This is a genomic window from Dactylosporangium sp. NPDC050588, assembly GCF_040654975.1.
GTDB classification, from domain to species: domain Bacteria; phylum Actinomycetota; class Actinomycetes; order Mycobacteriales; family Micromonosporaceae; genus Dactylosporangium; species Dactylosporangium maewongense.
Genome location: NZ_JBFAJA010000009.1, coordinates 125,361 through 142,136, shown reverse-complemented (window position 1 = coordinate 142,136; position 16,776 = coordinate 125,361). Strand labels below are relative to the sequence as shown.

At 70.8% G+C, this 16,776-nt stretch carries 12 protein-coding genes; 1 reads left to right on the top strand and 11 read right to left on the bottom strand.

Translation table 11 applies throughout. The features are described 5' to 3' along the window. Positions 1-1,557: 1,557 nt before the first annotated feature. From AB0I21_RS08375 to AB0I21_RS08340, 8 genes are all read right to left on the bottom strand, one after another. Complete coding sequence (locus tag AB0I21_RS08375) at positions 1,558-4,197, bottom strand: DNA translocase FtsK 4TM domain-containing protein (protein WP_360559687.1); 2,640 nt, start codon at positions 4,195-4,197, stop codon at positions 1,558-1,560. A 2-nt stretch (positions 4,198-4,199) separates the two neighbouring features. Continuing rightward, on the bottom strand, positions 4,200-4,601 hold the full coding sequence (locus AB0I21_RS08370; protein ID WP_344507811.1) for a DUF2784 domain-containing protein: 402 nt from the start codon (positions 4,599-4,601) through the stop codon (positions 4,200-4,202). Positions 4,602-4,605: 4 nt separating this feature from the next. Beyond that, complete coding sequence (locus AB0I21_RS08365; RefSeq protein WP_360559686.1) at positions 4,606-6,294, bottom strand: ribonuclease J; 1,689 nt, start codon at positions 6,292-6,294, stop codon at positions 4,606-4,608. After that, on the bottom strand, positions 6,291-7,244 hold the full coding sequence (gene dapA, locus AB0I21_RS08360; protein ID WP_360559685.1) for a 4-hydroxy-tetrahydrodipicolinate synthase: 954 nt from the start codon (positions 7,242-7,244) through the stop codon (positions 6,291-6,293). Before dapA ends, AB0I21_RS08365 begins: the two co-directional genes overlap by 4 nt. Positions 7,245-7,280: 36 nt before the next feature. After that, a complete protein-coding gene (gene thyX, locus AB0I21_RS08355; RefSeq protein WP_344507818.1) occupies positions 7,281-8,018 on the bottom strand; it encodes an FAD-dependent thymidylate synthase in 738 nt (245 codons plus the stop codon). A 12-nt stretch (positions 8,019-8,030) separates the two neighbouring features. Continuing rightward, the gene (locus AB0I21_RS08350; RefSeq protein ID WP_360559684.1) at positions 8,031-8,618 is read right to left on the bottom strand and encodes a DUF2752 domain-containing protein; all 588 of its coding nucleotides are present in this window, start codon (positions 8,616-8,618) and stop codon (positions 8,031-8,033) included. 89 nt (positions 8,619-8,707) lie between these two features. Then, on the bottom strand, positions 8,708-9,922 hold the full coding sequence (locus tag AB0I21_RS08345; RefSeq protein ID WP_360559683.1) for a crosslink repair DNA glycosylase YcaQ family protein: 1,215 nt from the start codon (positions 9,920-9,922) through the stop codon (positions 8,708-8,710). 69 nt (positions 9,923-9,991) lie between these two features. Further along, on the bottom strand, positions 9,992-11,329 hold the full coding sequence (locus tag AB0I21_RS08340; RefSeq protein ID WP_360559682.1) for a glycosyltransferase 87 family protein: 1,338 nt from the start codon (positions 11,327-11,329) through the stop codon (positions 9,992-9,994). A 186-nt stretch (positions 11,330-11,515) separates the two neighbouring features. Between AB0I21_RS08340 and AB0I21_RS08335 the strand changes: the two genes are divergently transcribed. Beyond that, positions 11,516-12,124 (top strand): GNAT family N-acetyltransferase, encoded by a 609-nt coding sequence (locus AB0I21_RS08335; protein ID WP_360559681.1) that lies wholly within the window; start codon positions 11,516-11,518, stop codon positions 12,122-12,124. An 83-nt stretch (positions 12,125-12,207) separates the two neighbouring features. Here AB0I21_RS08335 and dapB read toward each other — a convergent pair whose 3' ends face one another. Genes dapB through AB0I21_RS08320 form a run of 3 tightly spaced genes read right to left on the bottom strand, consistent with a single transcriptional unit; the run spans position 12,208 to position 16,720 of the window. Beyond that, positions 12,208-12,945, bottom strand: a complete 738-nt coding sequence (gene dapB / locus AB0I21_RS08330; RefSeq protein ID WP_360559680.1) for a 4-hydroxy-tetrahydrodipicolinate reductase — start codon at positions 12,943-12,945, stop codon at positions 12,208-12,210. A gap of 10 nt (positions 12,946-12,955) precedes the next feature. Further along, the gene (locus tag AB0I21_RS08325; RefSeq protein ID WP_360559679.1) at positions 12,956-14,269 is read right to left on the bottom strand and encodes a pitrilysin family protein; all 1,314 of its coding nucleotides are present in this window, start codon (positions 14,267-14,269) and stop codon (positions 12,956-12,958) included. 3 nt (positions 14,270-14,272) lie between these two features. Beyond that, positions 14,273-16,720, bottom strand: coding sequence for a polyribonucleotide nucleotidyltransferase (locus AB0I21_RS08320; RefSeq protein ID WP_360559678.1), 2,448 nt, complete (start codon positions 16,718-16,720; stop codon positions 14,273-14,275). Between the last annotated feature and the right edge of the window lie 56 nt (positions 16,721-16,776).

The following is a 16,776-nucleotide window of genomic DNA, read 5'->3' as shown; positions in this document are numbered from 1 at the left end:
CACGCCCGTTGATCGAAGGACAGACCTGGCCACGATGGCGACCACCCCCATCCTTCGATCACGCCCACGCCCACGCCCACGAAGATCAGCGGCCTCCAGCAGCCTGAAGACACCCACCGCGCCGCCGCCCCCGACCAACTGGCGCGCCACCCGAACACAGCAAGAGCAACGCGGCAGCCACCGAGCAAGCCCCAGCCACCGCAATCCATCCCCATCGCACGGCCCCCGCCCTTGACAGGCCCGGCCCCAACCCGCCCGGCAGTCATGCGTGCAGCAGATCGGGTGCCGCCCGGGCCGACCTCCTCCCGCAGGAACCACGCGATCACGCCTCGCCCCGCACCTCGCGTCCCCGCACACCGTGACTCGCCCCCAGCACCCCGCGCCCCGCGGCCCACTTGGCGGCTCGCCCGTCGCGCCTCGCCGTGCAGGTCGCAGATCCACGCCCCTCCCGCGACCACGCCACGCCGCACACCTCGCGTGCCAGCGCCGTGGCTCGCGCCTCGCCGGCCGTGAGGTCCATGAGGCGTCCCGCCTCGGTGAAGCCAACGCGCAGCTCGTGCGTCCCCACCACGGAAGCGGCAGCCGCTTGCTCTACAGCTGAGTCACGCGCCGTCGTCGGAGTCCTGGAGAGCGGCGAGAACCTCAGGAACTCATCAGGCCTGACAAGAACGTCGCAGGCCTTGCAACCCTCGAAGAGCCGACGACGCCACGGGTCTCCCAGAACTCCATGAGGCAGCTGGCCGGCCTGGGAGGGGCCGACGCGCAGCTCGTGCGTCCCCAGCCACGAGAGCAGCAGCCGCTTGCACGACAACGGGGTCAGGCGTCGACTTCGGAGCCCACCAAACCCACGAGGGCGGCCGGCCTTGACGAGGCCGGCGCGCAGCTTACAAGGCCCGCCGCGGCAGTGGCAGCCGCTGCGTGGCAAGCAGGGGCAGGCGCCCGGCTTCGGAGTTCTAGAGAGCGGCGAAAACCTCAGGGGCTCGTCAGGCTTCATGAGGACGTCGCGAGCCTTGGAGCCCCCGGAAGGCCCGACAACGCCGCAGGTCTCCACCAAGCCCACGCGGACGGCCGGGCTCGGCGAGGCCGGCGCGCAGCTTGCAGTGCCCGCTGCGGCAGTGGCAGGCGCTGTGTGGCAAGCAGGGGCAGGCGCCCGGCTTCGGAGTCCTTCAGAGCGGCGAGAACCTCAGGAAGCTCGTCAGGCTTGATGAGCACGTCGCGAGCCTCGGAACCCCGGAAAGCCCGACAACGCCGCAGGTCTCCACCAAACCCACGTGGACGGCCGGCCTTGACGAGGCCGGCGCGCAGCTTACAAGGCCCGCCGCGGCAGTGGCAGCCGCTGCGTGGCAAGCAGGGGCAGGCGCCCGGCTTCGGAGTCCTTCAGAGCGGCGAGAACCTCGGGGAGCTCATCAGGCTTGATGAGGACGTCACGAGCCTCGGAACCCCGGAAAGTACGGCAACGCCGCAGGTCTCCGTCAAGCCCACGTGGACCCTGACGTGGCCGGCGCGCAGCTTGCAGGGCCCGCTGCGGCAGTGGCAGGCGCTGCGTGGCAAGCGGGGTCAGGCGTCGTCTTCGAAGTCCTTCAGAGCGGTGAGCACCTCGGGGAGCTCGTCAGGCTTGATGAGGACGTCGCGGGCCTTGGAGCCTTCGGAGGGGCCGACGATGCCGCGGGTCTCCATCAGGTCCATGAGGCGGCCCGCCTTGGCGAAGCCGACGCGCAGCTTGCGTTGCAGCATGGAGGTGGAGCCGAACTGGCTGGTGACGACGAGCTCGATGGCCTGGAGCAGCAGGTCGAGGTCGTCGCCGATCTCCTCGTCGACCTTCTTCTTGGTGTCCTCGGGCTTGGTGGTGACGCCGTCGCGGAACTCGGGCTCGCGCTGCTCCTTGCAGAACTTGACGATGTCGTTGATCTCGGTCTCGCTGACCCAGGCGCCCTGGATGCGGATGGGCTTCGAGGCGCCCATCGGCAGGAAGAGGCCGTCGCCGCGGCCGATGAGCTTCTCGGCGCCCGGCTGGTCGAGGATGACGCGGGAGTCGGCGAGCGACGACGTCGCGAACGCCAGCCGCGACGGCACATTCGCCTTGATGAGACCGGTGACGACGTCGACGCTGGGGCGCTGCGTGGCCAGGACCAGGTGGATGCCGGCCGCGCGGGCCAGCTGCGTGATGCGCACCACCGAGTCCTCGACGTCGCGCGGCGCGACCATCATGAGGTCGGCGAGCTCGTCGACGACGACCAGCAGATACGGGTAAGGACGGATCACCCGCTCGCTGCCCGGCGGCGCCGTGATCTGCCCGGCGCGGACCTTGCGGTTGTAGTCGTCGATGTGGCGGACGCCGGCGGCGGCCAGGTCGTCATAGCGCATGTCCATCTCGCGCACGACCCAGTCGAGCGCGTCGGCGGCCCGCTTCGGGTTGGTGACGATCGGCGTGACCAGGTGCGGGATGCCTTCATAGCTGGTCAGCTCGACCCGCTTCGGGTCGACCAGCAGCAGCCGCACCTCGTCGGGCGTCGCCCGGGTCAGCAGCGACACGAGCAGCGAGTTGAGGCAGCTCGACTTGCCCGCGCCGGTCGCGCCGGCGATCAGGATGTGCGGCATCTTCGCCAGGTTGGCCACCACATAGCCACCCTCGATGTCCTTGCCGAGGGCCACGATCAGCGGGTGGTGGTCGCCGGCCGCGACGCGCGAACGCAGCACGTCGCCGAGCGCGACATTCTCGCGGTCGGGGTTGGGGATCTCGACGCCGACGGCGCTCTTGCCGGGGATCGGGCTCTGGATGCGCACGTCGGGCGACTTCACCGCATAGGCGATGTTGCGCGACAGGGCGGTGATCCGCTCGACCTTGACGCCGTGGCCGACCTCGACCTCATAGCGCGTGACCGTCGGGCCGCGGGTGAATCCGGTGACGAGCGCGTCGACGCCGAACTGCTCGAACACGCCCTGCAGCGCCGCGGTCACCTCGTCGTTGGCCCGGGTGCGGCCGCGCGGTGCGTCGCCGGTGCCGAGCAGGTCGGGCGGCGGCAGCTTGTAGTCGGTGTCGGTGAGCGCGAGCTGCTCGGCGCGGGTCGGCAGCGGCGAGTGCTCCGGCGGGTCCTTCTCCTTCTCTTTCTCCTTGGCCTTCTTGCGCGAGGCGGCCGCGGGCCGCGGCAGCACGACGGTGTCGTGCACGATCGCGTCGTCACCGAAGCCACCGCCGGGGCCGAGGTCGGGAGCCGAGGCGTCGTAGCCGAGCGGGCCCTCCTCGTCGTCGAGCGGGTGCGGCAGCGCGGCCTGCCGGCGGCGGGCCGGTGCGCGGCGCGCCGGGCGCGGCTCCGGCTCCTCGTAGAGCTCCTCGAACTCCTCGTCGACGTCGAGGGTCGGGTCCTCGACGCGCCCGAGCGCGAGGTCGCGCAGCTGCCGCCAGCGCTGCGGGATGCGGCTGATCGGGGTGGCGGTGACGACCAGCAGGCCGAACCCGGCGAGCAGGAGCAGCAGCGGGACCGCGACCCAGGAGGTCACGGCCTTCTCCAGCAGGCCGCCGGCGGCGCGGCCGAGCAGCCCGCCGGCCTTGTCCATGAGCTGGGGGGCCTCGGGGCTGCCGGCCGCGAGGTGCATGAGGCCGGTGCCGCCGAGGAAGAGCGCGCTCCAGCCGACGAGGCCGCGGCCGCGGTGGTCCTCCTCGGGGTCGGAGCGCATGACCCGGATGCCGCCGACGACCAGCAGCACCGGCAGGATCGCCGCGGCGCCGCCGATGAACGTGTGGCAGATGCCGGCGAGCCAGTGCCCGACGGGCCCGGCGGACTGGAACCACAATGCGGCGGTGAGCAGCACGGCGAGACCGATGAGGCCCAGGCCGGCGCCGTCGCGGCGGTGCTCGGGGTCGAGCCCGCGCGCGCTGGCCGCCTGGCGGCCCACGGCCCGCGCGGCCCAGCCGACGCCGTGTGCGACACCCATCCAGACCGCGATCATGCCCCGCCCGAGCAGCCCGAGCGGCGTGGCGACCACGGCGCCGCCGCGCCGCCGCGCCCGTGGCGTCACCGTGCGGCGCGCCGCGGGAGCCCGCTTGGCGGCGGCCCGGGAGGTCGAAGCCGAGGTCGAGCGGCCAGTCGAAGCCGCAGCAGTCCGCTTCGCCGGAGTTGTCCGCTTGGACGGCGTGCTCGAACCGCCGCGGGCGCTGGGGGTGCCGCCGCGGCCGGCCTGAGAGGTGCGGCCCGCCATGGTCACACCGTAGCGGTAGGCTCCGACATTTCTTCGGAGCGGCGGGTCGTGTTCCGGCGCTTTCTGTAGCGCACGTAGATCCCGACGTAGGACACCGCCACCAGTACACCCACCAACACCTGCAACAGATGGGTGTAGCGCTCCGGATAGAGGACGCCTTCGATGTACTGGTCGATGAAGCCGCGCCCGACGCCGGTCTCGCCGGCCTTGCGGCGGGCCCAGTGCTCGACCAGCGTCAACGGGCAGGTGAGCGGGATGCTCACCACGGCGAGGCCCCAGGCGGCGGCCGCGAGGTGCGGCCACAACGCCCTGGGCCAGCGCCAGGCGAGGAACCCGCCCAGCACCACGTACGCGAGATAGCCGAAGTGCACGACGAGCACGGTGGACGCCAGCACCTCGTACATCTCGCTAGACCTCCACCACCGTCGGGACGATCATCGGCCGGCGCCGGTACGCCTCATTGACCCAGCGGCCGACGGTGCGCCGCACGATCTGCTGCAGCTGGTGCGGATCGGTGATGCCCTCGGTCGCGGCCTTGTTGAGCGCCTCGGTGACCAGCGGCAGCACCGCGGCGAACACCGCCGGGTCGTCGGAGAAGCCCTTCGCCGACACGGTCGGGCCGGCGACGACCTTGCCGGTCACCGAGTCGATGACCACGGTCGCCGCGATGAACCCGCCGTCGCCGAGGATGCGGCGCTCGGTGAGCAGCGACTCGCCGACGTCGCCGATGGCGAGGCCGTCGACGTACACGTACCGCGACCGGATGTGACCGACGAGGGAGGCCTTGCCGTCGACGAGGTCGACGACGTCGCCGTCCTCGCAGAGCACGACCCGGTCGTCGGGGACGCCGGCGTCGCGGGCGAGCTGGGCGTGCGCCCGCAGGTGCCGCCACTCGCCGTGGACCGGCATGAAGTTGCGCGGCTGCACCACGTTGAGCAGGTAGAGCAGCTCACCGGCGGGTGCGTGCCCGGACACGTGGACCTTGGCGACGTCCTTGTGCACGACGAGCGCGCCGGCCCGGGACAGCTGGTTGATCACGCGGTACACCGCGGTCTCGTTGCCCGGCACCAGCGACGACGCGAGCACGATCGTGTCGCCCTCGCCGATCTGCACGTGCCGGTGGTCGCCGTTGGCCATCCGGCCGAGGGCGCTCATCGGCTCACCCTGCGAGCCGGTCGACATCAGCACGACCCGGTCCTCGGGCAGCCCCATCGCCTCGTCGATCGGCACCAGCAGCCCCGCGGGGATCCGCAGCAGCCCCAGGTCGCGGGCGATGCCCATGTTGCGCACCATGGACCGGCCGATCAGCGCGACCTTGCGGCCGTGCAGGTGCGCGGCGTCGAACACCTGCTGGACCCGGTGCACGTGCGACGCGAACGACGCGACGATGATCCGTCCCTTGGCCCGGCCGAAGGTCCGCTCCAGGACCGGGCCGATCTCCCGCTCCGGGGTGACGAACCCGGGGATCTCCGCGTTGGTCGAGTCGGACAGCAGCAGGTCGACGCCCTTGGCGCCGATCCGGGCGAACCCGGCCAAGTCGGTGATCCGGCCGTCGAGCGGCAGCTGGTCCATCTTGAAGTCGCCGGTGTGCAGCACGGTGCCGGCCGTCGTCGTCACGGCCACCGCGAGCGCGTCCGGGATGGAGTGGTTGACCGCGAAGAACTCGCACTCGAACGGCCCGAGCCGCTCGACCTGGCCTTCCTTGACCGTCAGCGTGTACGGCTCGATGCGGCGCTCGGCCAGCTTCGCCTCGACCAGCGCGAGGGTGAACTTCGACCCGACGAGCGGGATGTCGGGCTTGTGGGCGAGCAGATACGGCACGGCACCGATGTGGTCCTCGTGGCCGTGGGTGAGCACGATCGCCTGCACCTGGTCGAGCCGGTCGAGGATCGACGAGAAGTCGGGCAGGATCAGGTCGACACCGGGCTGCTCCACGTCGGGGAACAGCACCCCGCAGTCGATGATGAGGAGCTTGCCGTCGAGCTCGAACACCGTCATGTTGCGCCCGATGGCGCCCAGCCCGCCCAGCGGCGTGACCCGCAGGGCTCCTGGAATGAGGGGCGGCGGTGGTTCGAGCTCGATGTGTGCCACCGTCATAGGGCCACTCCGAGGTCGTTGTGATGTGCCATCTGGTCCGCGGTGCCGATCGTGCGGCCCGCCTCAGCGCAATCCTCCCGCAGCCGGCCGAGCTCCGCCGCGTTCGCCGGCACCAGCGGCGGGCGCACCGGCCCGGCGGGCAGGCCCAGCAGCGTCAGGGCGGCCTTGGTGAGGATGACTCCCTGCGTGCGGAAGAACCCGCAGAACGCGGGGAGCAACTGCAGGTGAAGCGCACGGGCGCGGGCGACGTCGCCCTCCTCGTGCGCCAGGATCATCCGCTTCGTCTCCGGCCCGAACACGTGCGTCGGCACGCCGACCACGCCCACGGCGCCGACCGACAGCAGCGGCAGGGTCAGCTTGTCTTCACCCGAGTAATACGCCAGACCGGTGCGCTTGATCACCCAGGCGCTCTCGCCGAGGTCGCCCTTGGCGTCCTTCACCGCGACGACCCGGTCGTGCTCGGCGATCCGGCACATGGTGTCGGTCTCGATCGCCACGCCGGTCCGGCCGGGGATGTCATACACCATCACCGGCAGCCCGGAGGCGTCGCCGATCGACCGGAAGTGCTGGAGGATGCCCGCCTGCGGGGGCTTGTTGTAGTACGGGGTGACGACGAGCAGGCCGTCGGCGCCCGCCTTCTCCGCGGCGCGGGCCAGCTCGATCGTGTGGTGCGTGTCGTTGGTGCCGACGCCGGCGATCACCGTGGCCCGGTCGCCGACGGCCTCGATGACGGCCCGCAGCACCTGGTCCTTCTCGGCGTCGCTGGTCGTCGCCGACTCGCCGGTGGTCCCGTTGACCACCAGGCCGTCATGGTCCTGGTCGTCGACCAGGTGAGCGGCCAGCCGCGCCGCACCGTCGACGTCGAGCGAACCGTCAGCGCGGAATGGCGTGACCATCGCGCTGAGCAGCCGGCCGAACGGCCGGCCGGGGTCGGAACCGGTGCGTGTCATACGCACAACCTAGCGGACGCCTTCCGGTCGCTCAGCTCAAGATTCCCAGCTGTACTGAGCGGCGGCGACCTCGGTGCCGTCAGCCAGCGTACTGATGGTGAAATCCGCGAATACGTTCGGCGCCACGCGCTGCAGCTCCTTGAGGCACGCGATCGCCACCTCACGGATCTCGACGTCCGCCGCCTCCGTCGCCCGCATCGTCACGAAGTGCCGCCACGCCCGGTAGTTGCCGGTCACGACGATCTTCGTCTCGGCCGCGTTGGGCAGCACCGACCGCGCCGCCTGCCGGGCCTGCTTGCGCCGGCTGGTGCCGTTCTCGACCTCGCTGAACCTGGCCTCCAGGCCCTCCAGCAGCTCGTTGTACGCGCGCAGCGCCGCCTCGGAGGCCTCCACGAACACCTTGTGCAGCGCCGGGTCCTCGGCGATCACGTCCGGCTCGACCATCTGGGCCTCACGACCCGGCACATACCGCTGCGACAGCTGCGAGAAGGAGAAGTGCCGGTGCCGGACCAGCTCGTGCGTGAACGACCGGGACACCCCGGTCAGGTAGAACGTGACGGTGCCGTGCTCCAGCACCGACAGGTGCCCGACCTCGAGAATGTGCCGCAGGTAGCCCTCATTGGTCGCGGTCGCCGGGTTGGGCTTCTTCCACGACTGGTAGCACGCCCGGCCCGCGAACTCCGCCAGCGCCTGACCGCCATCCGCGTCCGTGTCCCACGGCACGTCCGCGGGCGGTTCGAAATGGGTCCAGGCGATGGCTTTGGCTTCGAGCATTTCAGGAGCCTACTAAACGAAGAGCCAGTCGAATGGCGCCCACGGCAGGTTCCTGACCACTGAGAATATGAGCCACGCCACGAGGAATCCGATCAGCGTGCCGCTGGACAGCTGCATCGTCGGCAGCACCTTACGGTTCGCCAGCCGGTTGATGGTCCAGCTCGCGTACATGTACGCGAGGAACGGCGCGGCGAACACCAGCATCGCGTGGTGGTGCGCCGCGGCCGGGATGTCACCGTGCAGCAGATACCAGGCCGCGCGCGTGCCGCCGCACCCCGGGCAGTCGAACCCGGTGAACAGCTTCATCACGCACGTCGGCGCGTCGGTCGCACCCGCCTGCGTCGGCCGCATGAGCAGCGTATAAGCCACCCCGCCGGACACCAGCGCCGTCAGCCCGAGCGGCGACACCCACCTCGGCGTCCGCTCCGCCAGCCTCGCGAGCCGCCCCTTCGGCGGTGTCACGTAGGCATACTGGTAGCCATACGGCGGCACCTCGTGACCACCCGCGCCGGGCTGGACCACGTCCGCGGCGGACCCACCGGGCAGAAGGTGCGCGGCCATCCCGTCACTGGCGGGCACGGCCTGAAGGGGTGATGTCACGCTCTTCACGCTACACCGTCCCAGCACCATCCCCGCCGCCGAGCACGCCGACGATCATGCGGCGGCGGCGCAGTCGTCAGGCCGGGCGGTCAGGCGGTCATCGCCTTGGCCAGGTCCACGGCGAAGTCACCCGCGACCGGTAAGTCCACCCGCTCCAGCCCCAACCACCCCGCGAACCGCCGCAGCTCCGCCCACAGCGCCGAGGCCACCTCGGGGCGGGATGGGGCGCCGCGCCCGGTCAGGGGCTCCACCCACACGGCCGGCACCAGCAGGGTCGAGGAGCGCCGGTCGGCCTTGAGGTCGACGCGGGCCACCAGGCGGTCACCCAGGAGGAACGGCAGGACGTAGTAGCCGTAGAGGCGCTGGAGCGGCGGCACGTAGATCTCGATGCGGTAGGTGAAGCCGAACAGCCGCGCCACGCGGGCCCGCTCCCACATCAGCGGGTCGAAGGGGCTGACGAGGGTGGCGGCGCCGATGCGGCGCGGGGTGGGGGCCTCGTGGTGCAGGTAGGCGCGGGGCTGCCAGCCCTCCACCTCGGTGGGGATGAGCTCGCCGGACTCGACCAGCTCGGCGATCGCGGTGCGGGCGCCGGCCAGGGGCAGGCGGAAGTAGTCGCGCAGCTCGGCCTCCGCGGCGATGCCGAGGGAGCGGGCCGCGACGCGGACCAGGTCGCGATAGGCGTCGGCCGGGTCGGGGGTGGGGGCGGCGAGGACCGCGGCGGGGAAGATGCGCTCGGGGACGTCATAGACGCGGGCGAAGGACGAGTTGCGGCTGGCGACGCTGACCTCGCCGGTGTAGAAGAGCCACTCGATCGCGGTCTTGGTGTCCGACCAGTTCCACCCCCAGTGGTCCTTGCTGCGGGGCTTGGCCAGGTCACCCTCGACCTCGTTGGCGGTCATGGGGCCCTTCGCGCGGATCTCTTCGAGGACCCGGCGGATCAGGTCGGGCTGCTCGCGGGCCAGCCGGACCATCCGCCCCCACGCGGCGCCGGACTGCATGCGCCAGCGCAGCGCCGGGTGCAGGTGGACCGGGACGAGGGACGCCTCGTGGGCCCAGTATTCGAACAGCTCGCGGGGGCGCCGGTAGGCCATCCTGTCGAGCAGCTCGGTCGGGTAGGGGCCCAGGCGGCTGTAGGCGGGCAGGTAGTGCGCGCGCTGGACGACATTCACCGAGTCGATCTGCAGCAGACCTGTGCGGCCGAGGACCCGCTTCAGGTGGCGCCGCTCGGGGACGCCGGTGGGGACCCTGTCGGCGAAGCCCTGGGCGGCGAGAGCGATCCTCCGCGCCTGCGTAAGTGTCAGCACCCCGCGAGGCTAACCCCGGGGTATGACAAAAAAGGGGCGGCCCGGAGGCCGCCCCTTGCAACGATCGATCTATGCGCCGACGAGCGGCCGGGACGGCTCCCCGGCGTCCTTCGCGTCGAAGGCGGCGCTCACCCGCCGGTCGATCTCGACGAGGTCCGGGTCGGGCACGTCCTCGACGACCGGGCCGGTGGAGGTGGCCGGGTTGGCCCGGCGCGCCGGGCCGGAGCTCTCCGAGGCGGGCTCCCGGATCGGCAGGGTGATCAGCAGGGCGATCATGAGCAGGATGTACGCGTTGCCGCCGATCAGGCCGAGGCCGTCGAACTTCATGTGGAAGGCCCACGGCGTGCGGCTGCACAGCAGCAGGTACGAGAAGATCCCGAAGATCATGATGTGACGCCGGCGGCGGGCTTCGGTGCTGCGGTCGGTCGCGTGGTCGAGCAGGACCGCCATCGAGGGCAGGACCCACACGAGGTGGTGGATCCAGCTGATCGGGCTGATCATGCAGCCGACGAGGCCGGTCAGCGCCAGCCCGGCGAGCTCGTCACCGGCCTTGACCGCCTTGCGGACCCGCCATGCCCAGACGGCGAGCGCACCGAGCACGAGCAGCGCCCACAGCGGCTTCATCGGGTCCGGGTTGAACAGGCGGGCGACGAGGCCGCTGAGCGCCTGGTTGGACACGAACGTCGCGGAGCCGACGCGGTCGGTGTTCCACATCGCGTCGGTCCAGAAGACCCGCGAGGCGTCCGGCGCGAAGGTCGCCGCCGCCCAGGTCGCGGCGGCCGCGGTGGCCGTGGAGACGGCGGCGGCGCGCCAGCGGCGGGTCACCACGAGGTACAGGATGAACACACCCGGCGTGAGCTTGATCGCGGTGGCCAGGCCGACGCCGATGCCGCCGAGGCGCGAGCCCCCGCGGACCAGCAGCAGCAGGTCGCCGACGACCATGAAGAGCAGCAGGATGTTGACCTGACCGAAGTTGACGGTCTCGCGCACCGGCTCGAAGGCGGCGACGATGCCCATCGCGATGGCGAGGGAGAACCAGAACTGCCAGCCCTGACGCTTGATGACCGGGCCGATGAGCCAGGTGATGATGCAGCCGAGGGCGACGACGTTCATCGTCACGCTGATCGCGATCGCGGTGTGCCACCCGATCAGCGCCATCGGCGACATCAGCGCGGCGGCGAACGGTGGGTAGGTGAAGCCGTACGGCGTGCCGGGCACCAGGTAGTCGTAGATGTCGCCACCCTTGTTCACCCAGTAGTCCATGGCGCCGTAGTAGACCTTGAGGTCGAAATACCCGTTTCTCGCCGCGGCCACGTACAAGAAGGCCCACACGACGGCCCACACGGCCACCACGATGAGCACCTGCTTGACCCGGGGCCGAAGCTTGGGCCGGACGGCCGTCAACACGGCGACTCGTCCTCGCTCCGCCACTTGTGCTGCCCTCCACTCGCTCGTTGCTGGCTACCTGCTGCCTGACTCAACGGTTGCTCGGGTCCAACTGTGACGAGCCGCCGCTACCCAGCCACGTGGCTCTTCACACAAATTCCGTAGCCACTCCGTGGCGCGGAACACACATCCGTAGGCTGCTGCGTCATGACGCTCGGGTTCGTCCGACCGGCGCGACTCGACGACGTCGTCGAGATCACGCGAATCCAACTCACGACCTGGCGGGTCGCCTATCGGCGACTCCTGCCCCAACACATCCTCGACCAACTGGACGAGGACTGGATTACCCGCAGGTGGCGGGACGCAATCACGGAGCCGCCGACCCCCGAGCACCGGGTCCTGGTCGCGGTGGAGCAACAGGAGTCGCCCAGCGCCGGACCGACCTCAGCATACGTCGTGGGTTTTGCCGCGTCAGGTCCGGCAGACGACACGGCACTGGCTCCGGAGGAAGATCACACCGTCCTGACGAAGGCCGCCGCGATCACCGATGTCCTGGTTGAACCGAGGTGGGGACGGCGCGGCCACGGCAGCCGATTGCTGGCGGCTAGTGTGGATTTGTGGCGTACTGACGGATTCACGACAGCGCTTGCCTGGACATTCGCTGAAGACCGTGTTACGCGTCGATTTCTGGAGAGTTCCGGCTGGGCCCCGGACGGGGTCAGCCGGTCACTCGATGTTGATGATCTGCTCATCCCGCAGGTCCGTTGGCACACGTCACTCGAGGCCCAGGAAGACCCCGTCGTTACCTCGATGTGACCCTGTTGCGCCCGAATTGGGGCTTCCGGATCCCAATATCTGGAATCGTCAGACGAAACGCGAATCGGTTACGCAACGTGACGCTAGTCGAGCAGCGGGCCGAGCCCGACGGTCAGTCCCGGCCGGGTGACGACGGCGCGGACGGCGAGCAGCACCCCCGGCATGAAGGACTTCCGGTCGAACGAGTCGTGCCGGATGGTGAGCGTCTCCCCCGCGGCGCCGAAGAGCACCTCCTGGTGCGCGACGAGCCCGCGGGCCCGCAGCGAGTGCACCGGGACGCCCTCGACGTCGGTGCCGCGGGCCCCCGCCATCTCCTCGGTGGTGGCGTCGGGCACCGGTCCGAGCCCCGCGGAGGCCCGCGCCGAAGCGATGAGCTGGGCGGTGCGCAGCGCCGTGCCGCTGGGCGCGTCGATCTTCTGCGGGTGGTGCATCTCGACCACCTCGACCGACTCGAAGTAGCGGGCGGCGCGCGCCGAGAACTCCATCATCAGCACGGCGCCGACGGCGAAGTTGGGCGCGATGACCACGCCGACGCCGGGCGCGGACGCCAGCAGGGACCGCACCTCGTCCAGCCGCTCGGTGGTGAAGCCGGAGGTGCCCACCACCGCGTGCACGCCGTTGGCGACGCACCACCGCAGCGTGTCCATCACCGCGTCCGGCGTGGTGAAGTCGACGAGCACGTCGAAATCGGGCGCCAAGGCGTCACCGACGTCCAGCGACGCCACGAGCGAGAGATCCGAAGCGGCGGAGACGGCCTGGCAGGTCTCGGTGCCCATACGGCCGCGCGCGCCCAGCACGCCGACCCTGATCTGCGAAGTCACGCGGGATAATTTATCCCAAAGCTCCCGCGAAGGCGTTGTCGTCGAACTCACCGATCACCGCGAGGGACATCGGCCGCGACAGCAGCTCACCGGCCACCTGACGGACCATCTCGGGCGTGACGAGGTCGACCCGGCGCAGCACCTCGTCGACGGAGAGCAGCTCGTCATACAGCAGCTCACCCTTGCCGAGACGGCTCATCCGGGACCCGGTGTCCTCCAGGCCCAGCACGACGGCGCCCTTGAGCATGCCCTTGCCGCGCTCGACCTCCGCGTCGGTGACGCCCTCCTCCGCGACCCTGGCCAGCTCGTCCCGGGTGATGGCGAGGACCTCCTCGACCTTGCCGGGCGCGCAGCCGGCGTAGACCCCGAAGAGCCCCGCGTCGCTGTACTGCGACGTGAAGGAGTAGACCGAGTAGGCCAGCCCGCGCTGCTCGCGGATCTGCTGGAACAGCCGGCTCGACATGCCGCCGCCGAGCACGTTGTTCAGCGCGCCGAGGGCGAAGCGGTTGTCGTGCTGGCGCGGGTACCCCACGCAGCCGAGCACCACGTGCGCCTGCTCGGTGTCCTTGGCGCGGACCACGATCTGCCCCGACCGGGACGGCACCTTCGTGGTGCGGGAGCGCCGCGGTGCCGGGTCCATGGCGTCCGACAGGCCCGCGAACGCCGCCCGGACCGCCTTGACGACCTTCGCGTGGTCGAGGTTGCCGGCGGCTGCCACGACCATCTGCGACGGCTGGTACCGCCGGCGGTAGAAGCCGTCGATCTGCTTGCGGGTCAGCGCCGAGATGCTCGACACGGTGCCGGAGATCTGCCGGCCCAGCGGGTGGTTGCCGAAGATCGCCTCGGTGAAGACGTCGTGCACCTCGTCGCCGGGCTCGTCGTCGTGCATGGCGATCTCCTCGAGGATCACGCCACGCTCGGTCTCGACGTCCGCGTCGGTCAGCACCGAGTCGATGACCAGGTCACACACCACGTCGATGGCGAGCGGCAGGTCGGCGTCGAGCACGCGCGCGTAGTAGCACGTGTACTCCTTGGCGGTGAACGCGTTGGTCTCCCCGCCGACCGCCTCGATCTGCGAGGAGATCTCCAGCGCGCTGCGCCGCTTGGTGCCCTTGAAGAGCAGGTGCTCCAGGAAGTGGGACACCCCGGACAGTGCCGGGGTCTCGTCCCGTGAGCCGATGCCGACCCAGACGCCGAACGACACGCTTCGCATCGACGGAATTGCCTCGGTCAGGATGCGCAGCCCGTTGGGCAGCACGGTGCGGCGCACCGTGCCACCCAGCGGGTCATCTGCCAACGTCTGGGTCAGCGGTCGACTCACCATGTCTCAGCTGTGCCGGTTCCGCCGACGACGGAACTCGCCACCGTCCTCGCCACCCTCGGCGGAGCCGCCCTCGTCCGAGCCGCCCTCCGACGACGAGGAAGGCGACGACGCCTGACGGGGGCCACGGTCACCACGGTCGCCGCGGTCACCACGCTCACGCGAGCGGGGGCCACGGTCACCACGGTCGCCGCGGTCCCGGCCGGCCGGCCGGTCGCCGCCCGCGGGGGCACCGCCACCCGCGGCCGCGGCCTCGGCCGCCGCGGCGGCCTCCGCCTCGGACAGCACCTTGTCCAGGTAGATCTTGCCGCGGTTGTCGATGTCCGCGATCTGCACCTCGACCCTGTCGCCGACGTTGAGGAAGTCCTCGACCCGGTCGACGCGCTTGCCGTTGCCCACCTTCGAGATGTGCAGCAGGCCGTCGCGCCCCGGCAGCAGCGAGATGAACGCGCCGAACGCGGCCGTCTTCACCACGGTGCCGAGGAACTTGTCGCCGACCTTCGGCATCGTCGGGTTGGCGATGGCGTTGATCCGCTCGACCGCGGCCTCGGCCGACGGGCCGTTGGTCGCGCCGACGTAGATCGTGCCGTCGTCCTCGATGCTGATCTCGGCGCCGGTCTCGTCCTGGATCGCGTTGATGGTCTGGCCCTTGGGCCCGATCACCATGCCGATCTTGTCGACGGGGATCTTGACCGTGGTCACGCGGGGCGCGTACTGGCTCATGCCGGCCGGCGACTCGATCGCCTCGGCCATCACGTCGAGGATGACGTGCCGCGCGTCGTGGGCCTGCTGCAGGGCGCCCGCGAGGACGTCCGACGGGATGCCGTCGAGCTTCGTGTCCAGCTGCAGGGCCGTCACGAAGTCACGGGTGCCGGCGACCTTGAAGTCCATGTCGCCGAAGGCGTCCTCGGCACCGAGGATGTCAGTGAGCGTCACGTACTCGGTCTTGCCGTCGACCTCGTCGGAGATGAGGCCCATCGCGATGCCCGCGACCGGCGCCTTCAGCGGCACACCGGCGGACAGCAGCGCCATCGTCGAGGCGCAGACGGAGCCCATCGACGTGGAGCCGTTGGAGCCGAGCGCCTCGGAGACCTGACGGATCGCGTAGGGGAACTCCTCGCGGGCCGGCAGCACCGGGATCAGGGCCCGCTCGGCGAGCGCGCCGTGGCCGATCTCGCGCCGCTTCGGCGAGCCCACCCGGCCGGTCTCACCGGTCGAGTACGGCGGGAAGTTGTAGTTGTGCATGTAGCGCTTGGACTTCTCCGGCGCCAGGGTGTCCAGCGTCTGCTCCATGCGCAGCATGTTGAGCGTGGTGACGCCCAGGATCTGGGTCTCGCCGCGCTCGAAGAGGGCCGAGCCGTGCACCCGCGGGAGCACCTGGACCTCGGCGGTCAGCGGACGGATGTCGCGCGGGCCGCGGCCGTCGATGCGGACCTGCTCGCGCAGGACGCGGGCGCGGACCTCGTTCTTGGTCAGCGACCGCAGCGCGGCGCCGACCTCCTTCTCGCGACCCTCGAAGCCCTCGGCGAGGCGCTGGAAGGCGGCCTCCTTGATCCGGTCGAGGGCCTCCTCGCGCTCCGCCTTGGAGGAGATGCGCAGCGCCTCGGAGACCTCGTCCTTGACCGCGCCGGCGACGGCCTCGTAGGCGTCGGGCTGGTAGTCGAGGAAGGTCGGGAACTCCTGGACCGGCTTCGCGGCCACGGCCGCCAGCTCGGACTGGGCCCGGCACAGCTCGCGGATGGCGGGCTTGGAGGCCTCGAGGCCACCGGCCACGACCTCCTCGGTCGGCGCGGGCGCGCCGCCGGCGACGAGGGCCACGGTGTGCTCCGTCGCCTCGGCCTCGACCATCATGATCGCGACGTCGCCGTCGGGCAGGGTGCGGCCGGCGACGACCATGTCGAACGTGGCGCGGCCGAGCTCCTCGAGCGTCGGGAACGCGATCCACTGGCCGTCGACGTGGGCCATGCGGGTGGCGCCGATCGGGCCGGAGAACGGCAGGCCGGACAGCTTGGTGGACATCGAGGCGGCGTTGATCGCCACGACGTCGTAGGGGTGGGCCGGGTCGAGGGCGAGGATCGTCTCGACCACCTGGACCTCGTTGCGCAGGCCCTTGACGAAGCTGGGGCGCAGCGGCCGGTCGATCAGGCGGCAGGTGAGGATCGCGTCCTCGCTGGGGCGGCCCTCGCGGCGGAAGAACGAGCCGGGGATCCGGCCCGCGGCGTACATCCGCTCCTCGACGTCGACCGTCAGCGGGAAGAAGTCGAACTGGTCCTTCGGCGACTTGCCGGCCGTCGTCGCCGACAGCACGACCGTCTCACCCAGCTGGGCGAGCGCGGAACCGGCGGCCTGGCGGGCGAGGCGGCCCGTGGAGAACGTGATCTCCCGGGTGCCGAACGCGCCGTTGTCGATGACCGCGGTGCTGGTGTGCGTACCGAGAGTGCTCTGCTCGGTCATGTGTTGTGGTGCTCCTTTGGGTTTGTGGTGCGCCCAGGCGGAGCTGTCTGCGGCCG

Coding starts and splice junctions, on each gene's coding strand:
- AB0I21_RS08375 (WP_360559687.1), bottom strand. CDS start 4,197: ATGGCGGGCCGCACCTCTCAGGCCGGCCGCGGCGGCACCCCCAGCGCC.
- AB0I21_RS08370 (WP_344507811.1), bottom strand. CDS start 4,601: ATGTACGAGGTGCTGGCGTCCACCGTGCTCGTCGTGCACTTCGGCTAT.
- AB0I21_RS08365 (WP_360559686.1), bottom strand. CDS start 6,294: ATGACGGTGGCACACATCGAGCTCGAACCACCGCCGCCCCTCATTCCA.
- dapA (WP_360559685.1), bottom strand. CDS start 7,244: ATGACACGCACCGGTTCCGACCCCGGCCGGCCGTTCGGCCGGCTGCTC.
- thyX (WP_344507818.1), bottom strand. CDS start 8,018: ATGCTCGAAGCCAAAGCCATCGCCTGGACCCATTTCGAACCGCCCGCG.
- AB0I21_RS08335 (WP_360559681.1), top strand. CDS start 11,516: ATGACGCTCGGGTTCGTCCGACCGGCGCGACTCGACGACGTCGTCGAG.
- AB0I21_RS08325 (WP_360559679.1), bottom strand. CDS start 14,269: ATGGTGAGTCGACCGCTGACCCAGACGTTGGCAGATGACCCGCTGGGT.
- AB0I21_RS08320 (WP_360559678.1), bottom strand. CDS start 16,720: ATGACCGAGCAGAGCACTCTCGGTACGCACACCAGCACCGCGGTCATC.